Raw genomic sequence first — 6,881 nt, 5'->3', positions numbered from 1 at the left:
CCCGCGCGGGGGGCGCCCCTGCCGCCCGCCGACCCCGACCGGCTGGCGTACGTGATGTTCACCTCGGGCTCCACCGGGGTGCCCAAGGCGGTGGCGGTACGGCACCGCGACGTGGCCTCGCTCGCCACCGACAGCCGCTTCGCCGACGGCCGCTGCGCCCGGGTGCTGCTGCACTCGCCGGTCGCCTTCGACGCCGCCACCTTCGAGGTCTGGGCGCCGCTGCTGGGCGGCGGCTGCGTGCTCGTCGCCCCCGCCGGGCCGGTGGACGCCGCCCTGTTGCGGCGGCTCGCCGGACCGGACGGGCCGACGGCGCTGTGGCTCACCGCCGGGCTCTTCCGGCTGCTCGCCCAGGACGCGCCGGACTGCTTCGCGGGCCTGCGCACGCTGTGGACCGGCGGGGACGTGGTGCCCGCCGCCGCGGTGCGCCGCGTCCTGGCGGCCTGCCCCGGGCTGACCGTGGTGGACGGCTACGGGCCCACCGAGACCACGACCTTCGCCACCGCCCACGCCGTCGCGGAGGCGGCGGCGGTGCCCGACACCCTGCCGATCGGCCACCCCCTGGACGACCGCCGCGTGCACGTCCTCGACCGGCTCCTGCGGCCCGTCCCGCCGGGCTGCGCGGGCGAGCTGTACGTGGCCGGCGAGGGCGTGGCCCGCGGCTACCTGGGCCGGCCCGGCGAGACCGCGGCCCGCTTCCTCGCCGACCCCTCCGGACCGCCCGGCGCCCGGATGTACCGCACCGGTGACCTGGCCAGGCGGCGCCCGGACGGCACCGTCGAGTTCCTGGGCCGCGCGGACGACCAGGTGAAGATCCGCGGCTTCCGGGTCGAACCCGGCGAGGTGGAGGCCGCGCTCGCCCGCCACCCCCAGGTCACCGACGTCGCCGTGGTCACCCGCGAGGACCGGCCCGGCGCCCGGCGCCTGGTGGCCTACCTGGTCGGCCCGGCGGGCGACGAACCCGAGGAACTGCGGGCCTTCGCCGCCCGCGCGCTGCCCGACTACCTCGTCCCCGCCGCCTTCGTCCCGCTCGCCGCCCTCCCGCTGAGCCGCAACGGCAAGGTCGACCGGGCGGCCCTCCCGGCGCCGGACGAGGAGCACGGGAGCGGACGCCGCGCGCGGGTCGAGCCGCGCACCGACGCCGAACGCCGCACCGCCGAGGTCTTCGGCGACGTCCTGGGCATCCGGCCGCCCGGCGTGGAGGACGGCTTCTTCGAACTGGGCGGCGACTCCATCCTCAGCATCCGGCTCGCCGCCCGCCTGGCCGAGGCCTTCGGCGCCGACCTCACCCCCCGCGCCGTCTTCGACCACCCCACCCCGGCCGGCCTGGCCCGCCTGCTCACCGAGGAGCAGGGCCGCCCGGGCGGTGCGGGGCGCCCGCCCGTCCTCCCGGTCGCCCGCGACGGCGCCGCGCCGATGTCGTACGCCCAGCAACGCCTGTGGTTCCTGGAGGAGTTCGCGCCCGGCGGCGCCGAGTACGTCACCGCGCTCGCGCTGCGCCTGCGCGGCGCCCTGGACACCGGCGCCCTCGGCGCGGCCCTGTGCGCCCTCGCGGCCCGGCACGAGTCGCTGCGCACCACCTTCGACAGCGTCGACGGCCACGGCGTCCAGCTCGTCCACCCGCCGCAGGACGTGCCGCTGCCGCTGCACGACCTGTCCGGCCTGCCGTCGCAGCCGCGGGCGGAGGCCCTGCGCGGCCTGCTCGCCGCCGAGCGGGCCCGCCCCTTCGACCTGCGCCGCGGACCGCTGCTGCGCACCGCCCTGGTGCGGCTGGGCGAGGGCGACCACGTGCTGGCCCTGACCCTGCACCACATCGTCACCGACGGCTGGTCGACCGCCGTCCTGCTCACCGATCTGGCCCACCTCTACCGCGCCGAACTCGGCTCCGAGGAAGACCGGTTGGCGCCGCTGCCGGTGCAGTACGCCGACTACGCGCACTGGCAGCGCACGGTCGGCGCCGCCGGGGCCGACCAACTCGCCTACTGGAAGGAGCAGTTGGCCGACGTCTCGACGCTGCGCCTGCCCACCGACCGGCCCCGGCCCGCCGTGCGCACCACCAACGGGGCCACCGCCCGCCTGGAACTGCCCGCCGACACGGCCCGCCGACTGGCCCGGGTCGGCCGGGAGCGCGGCGCCACCCTGTTCACCACCCTGGTCGCCGCCGCGCAGGCCTACCTCGCCCGGCTCGGCGGCGACCAGGACATCGCCGTCGGCACCGTCACCTCCGGCCGCGAGCAGGCGGAGACCCAGCGCCTCGTCGGCTTCTTCGTCAACACCCTGGTGCTGCGCTCGCGGGTGGAACCCGGGCAGCCCTTCGGCGACTTCCTCGGAGAGGTCCGGCAGACCGTCCGGGACGCCTTCGCCCACCAGGACGTGCCCTTCGAGCGCGTGGTCGACGAGGTGCAGCCGGTGCGCGACACCAGCCGCAGCCCGCTCTTCCAGGCCCTGGTCGTCCTCCAGAACACCCCGGCCGCCGACCTCGACCTCCCGGGCCTGCACGTGACCGACGTCGAGACCGACACCACGCAGGCGGCCTTCGACCTCGCGCTGGAGTTCGCGGAGGCCGACTCCGGCGCGCTGCACGGCCTGATCACCTACAACACCGACCTGTTCGACCCGGCCACGGCCGAGCGGATGGCCGGCCAGATCGCCACCCTGCTGACCGCCGTCGCCGAGGACCCGGATCGCGCCATCGGCGCGCTGCCGCTGGCCGGCGGCGACCAGCTGGCCGCCGAACTCGACCGGGCGCGCGGCACCTTCCGGCCCGTCCCCGAGGCGACCCTGGCCGAACTCTTCGAGCGCCAGGCCGCCCGCAACCCCGACGCGGTGGCGCTGCTCGACGGCGGCCGCGAGCTGAGCTACGCCGAGGTGGAGCGGGCGGCCAACCGGCTGGCCCACCGGCTCATCCGGCGCGGCGTGGGGCCGGAGCGGCTGGTCGCCCTCGCCCTGCCCCGCTCGGCGGCGGCGGTGGTGGCCCAGCTCGCCGTGGCCAAGGCCGGCGGCGCCTTCCTTCCGGTGGACCCGGACTACCCGGCGCCCAGGCGGGAGTTCATGGTGCGCGACGCGGGCGCCCACCTGGTGCTCGACGACCCGGCCGAGGTGTGGTCCGCCGACGGGCCGCAGACCCCGCCCACCGGCGCCGACCGCGACACCGGTGCCGACCGCGCCACCGCGCCGACCGACGCCGACCGCGCCGCCGTGCTCACCCCCGGACACCCGGCCTACGTCATCTACACCTCCGGATCGACCGGCACGCCCAAGGGCGTCCTGGTGACCCACGCCGGACTCGCCGCCTTCGCGGCGGCCGCCGCCGAGCAGTACGCCGCCGGCCCCGGGGCCAGGGTGCTCCAGTTCGCCTCGCCCAGCTTCGACGCCTCCGTCCTGGAGCTGTGCGTCTCCCTGCTCAGCGGGGCCACCCTGGTCACGGGGGAGGAAGGGCCGCTCGTCGGCGAGCGCTTGGCCGAGGTCCTGGCCGAACGGCGCATCACCCACGCCCTGATCCCCCCGGCGGCCCTGGCCACCGTGGACCCGGAGACGGCCGCGACCCTGCCCGCTCTGCGCACCCTGGTCGTCGGGGCGGAGGCCTGCCCGGCCGACCTGGTCGACACCTGGGCCCCCGGCCGCCGGATGATCAACGCCTACGGCCCCACCGAGGCCACCGTGGTCGCCACCTGGACGGGCCCGCTGTCGCCGGGCACCGGCGCACCCGCGATCGGCCGCCCCGGCGGCGCCGCCCGCAGCTACGTCCTGGACGCCGCCCTGCGGCCGGTGCCGCCCGGCGTGACCGGAGAGCTCTGGCTGGCCGGCCCCGGCCTCGCCCGCGGCTACCTCGGCCGCCCGGGGCTGACGGCCGGGCGGTTCCTCGCGGACCCCTTCGGCGCGCCGGGCGAGCGGATGTACCGCACCGGCGACCTCGCCCACCGGGACGCCGACGGCGAACTGCGCTTCGCCGGCCGCGTCGACGCCCAGATCAAGCTGCGCGGCTTCCGGATCGAACCGGGCGAGATCGAGAGCGCGCTGCGCCGCAGCCCCCTGGTGCGCGACGCCGTCGTCACCGTGCGCGCCGACGCCCCCGGGAGCGGTACGGGCTCCGGAGCCGGCCGGCTGGTCGCCTACGTCGTCCCGGCGGTCGGTGCCGTACCGGTCGGTGCCGCACCGGAGGGGGCCGGCGACGGCGACGGCGAGGCCGCTGCGAGGCTGCCCGCCGCCGAACTGCGCGCCCACCTGGCCGGGTTGCTGCCGCCGCACCTCGTCCCGTCGGTGTTCGTCCCGCTGGAACGGCTGCCGCTCACCCCGAACGGCAAGCTCGACCGCCGGGCCCTGCCCGAACCCGGGCCCGCGCAGGCCGCGGCCGGTCCGCGCCGGGAGCCGGGCACCGACACCGAACGCCGGATCGCCCGGATCTGGGCCGACGTCCTGGGCATCGAGGAGGTCGGCGCCGACGACAACTTCTTCCTGCTCGGCGGCGACTCCATCCTCAGCATGCAGGTGGTGTCCAGGCTGCGCCGGGACGGCCTGTACCTCGCCACCCGGGAGCTGTTCACCCACCAGACGGTGGCCGAACTGGCCACCGTGGTGCGCACCGCCCCCGACCGCGAGGACGACGGCCCGGTCACCGGGGACGTGCCGCTCACCCCCATCCAGGAGTGGTTCCTGACCACCCCGCGCGCCGCCCACCACCACTTCAACCAGTCGACCCTGCTCGAACTCGGCGCCGACCCCGATCCGCGGGCACTGCGGGCCGCGCTGGACGCCCTGCTCGAACACCACGACGCCCTGCGCCTGCGCTTCACCCACGACGAGACGGGCTGGCACCAGTTCAACCCGCCGCCCGCTCCCGCCGAGGACGTCCTCGTCCGGTACGACCTGGCCGGGCAGAGCGCCGAGGCCGCCGACGCGGCGATGGCCAAGGCGGCCGACGAACTGCACGGCGGCTTCGACCTGGGCCGGGGCCCGCTGCTGCGGGCGGCCCTGTTCACCGGCGCCCCGGACCGCCCGGCGCTCCTGCTGCTGGTCGCCCACCACCTGGTCGTCGACGCCGTCTCCTGGCGCCTGCTGCGCGACGACCTGGAGAGCGCCTACCGGCAGGCCGCCCTGGGCACGCAGATCACGCTGGGGGAGCGCGGCACCTCCTACCGGGACTGGGCGCTCCGGCTCGCGGCCCATGTCGCCGACGGCGGCCTGGACCACGAACTGCCCTACTGGGACGAGGCGGTGAGCGCCGCCGAGGCCCTGCCCGGCCGACCCGCCGAGCCCGGTGCCGCCGAGCCCGGTGCCGCTGACCCCGGTGCCGCCGAGACCGCGACGGTCACCGTCGAACTGGACGAGGAGGACACCGAGGCACTGCTGCGCGCAGCCCCGGCGGCCTACCGCACCCGCGTCAACGACGTGCTGCTGACCGCCCTCGCCCTGGCACTGGCCCGCTGGACCGGCCACGAGCGGATCCGGCTGGACCTGGAGGGGCACGGCCGGGAGGACGTCGTGGAGGGCGTGGACCTGTCCCGTACGGTCGGCTGGTTCACCACCATGCACCCGGTCACCTTCCACGTCCCCGACCCCGAGGACCTCGGCCCGGACCGCGACTGGCGCGCCCTGGTGAAGTCGATCCGCCGCCAGCTGCGCGCCGTGCCGGGCAACGGGCTGGGCTTCGGCGCCCTGCGCACCTTCGGCCCGCCCGAGGTCCGCGAGCGCCTCGCCGCCGGCGCGCACGGCCAGGTGGTCTTCAACTACCTCGGCCAGTGGGACGCGCGGCCCGAGGCCGCCGGCGACGGCCTGGTCCGCGCCGAGCACGGCTCCTTCGGGCAGGACCACGACCCCCGCGACGGCGGCTCGCACCCGGTGGAGGTGGTGGGCGCGGCGCAGCACGGGCGCCTCGCCTTCACCTGGCACCACCGCCCCGCCCTCCACGACACGGCGACCGTGCGCCGGGTGGCCGAGGAGTTCGCCGTGGCGCTGCGGCACATCGCCCGGCACGCCCGGGGAGGACGGTGACGGCCGCCCACCCGCCGCTGAAAAGACCACCGCCGCAAGACCACCGCTGCATGACCACCGCTGGAAACCCGACAACGACGAAGGAGCACGACATGGACGAGAACACCCGCTACCAGGTGCTGCGCAACGACGAGGAGCAGTACTCCCTCTGGCCGGTCGACCTCGACGTGCCCGCCGGCTGGCAGCCCGTCGGCCAGGAGGGCACCGAGGCGGAGTGCACCGCCTACGTCGACGAGGTGTGGACCGACATGCGGCCGCGGAGCCTGCGCGAGCGCATGGAGAACGCCGGATCCTGACCGGCCGCAGTACTTCCGTCCCACGACAACCCCGAGGAGCTGACCGTGACCCCTTCGCTGCGCACCGAACACCTGGAGTTCATCCCCTACCGGGCCGAGGACGAGGACGCCTTCGTCTCCCTCCTCCGCAACGCTGACGTGTGCAGCTGGATGGGCCAGGACCTGGTGCCCGAGCCGCAGATCCGCGCGCTGTTCCGCGCGATCCTGACCGACGTGTACCCGCAGCAGCTCTTCGACGTGTGGGGCCTGTGGCTGGACGGGAGGTACGCGGGCCACGCCGAGGTGAAGAAGACCGGGAACGTCGACGGCCACGAGCTGGTCACCGCCCTCGCCCCGGAGTTCTGGGGCCGGGGCCTGGGCACCGAGGTGGTCCGCGGCCTGATCCGGTACGCCGCCGACGAGTTGGGCCTCAAGGAGGTCTACGGCATGGTGGGCGCGGAGAACGCCCCGAGCCTGGCGATGTCCCGACGGCTGGGCTTCCGGCACCTGCGCGACGTCGTCGGGGACGACGGCTCGGTGACGAAGGTGGTGGCGCTCTCGACGACCGACCAGGCCTGACCGGGCCCGGCCGGGTATGACCGCGGCCCGCGGCGCGTC

Annotated in this window: 3 protein-coding genes; all 3 read left to right on the top strand. The window is 76.5% G+C overall.

The annotated features are described in order from the left end of the window. The first annotated feature begins 18 nt into the window (after positions 1–18). The 3 genes from ACFV6I_RS36185 (at position 19) to ACFV6I_RS36175 (ending at position 6,842) form a co-directional block, all read left to right on the top strand. Positions 19–5,988, top strand: a complete 5,970-nt coding sequence (locus ACFV6I_RS36185; RefSeq protein WP_380430199.1) for an amino acid adenylation domain-containing protein — start codon at positions 19–21, stop codon at positions 5,986–5,988. 92 nt (positions 5,989–6,080) lie between these two features. Beyond that, positions 6,081–6,284 (top strand): MbtH family NRPS accessory protein, encoded by a 204-nt coding sequence (locus ACFV6I_RS36180; RefSeq protein ID WP_063350451.1) that lies wholly within the window; start codon positions 6,081–6,083, stop codon positions 6,282–6,284. 45 nt (positions 6,285–6,329) lie between these two features. Continuing rightward, the gene (locus ACFV6I_RS36175; RefSeq protein WP_063350452.1) at positions 6,330–6,842 is read left to right on the top strand and encodes a GNAT family N-acetyltransferase; all 513 of its coding nucleotides are present in this window, start codon (positions 6,330–6,332) and stop codon (positions 6,840–6,842) included. Positions 6,843–6,881 lie beyond the last annotated feature (39 nt).

It is taken from the genome of Kitasatospora sp. NPDC059803, assembly GCF_042732255.1.
GTDB lineage: Bacteria > Actinomycetota > Actinomycetes > Streptomycetales > Streptomycetaceae > Kitasatospora.
The sequence above is the reverse complement of the archived record's forward strand: the minus strand, read 5'-3'. Positions and strand labels throughout refer to the sequence as shown.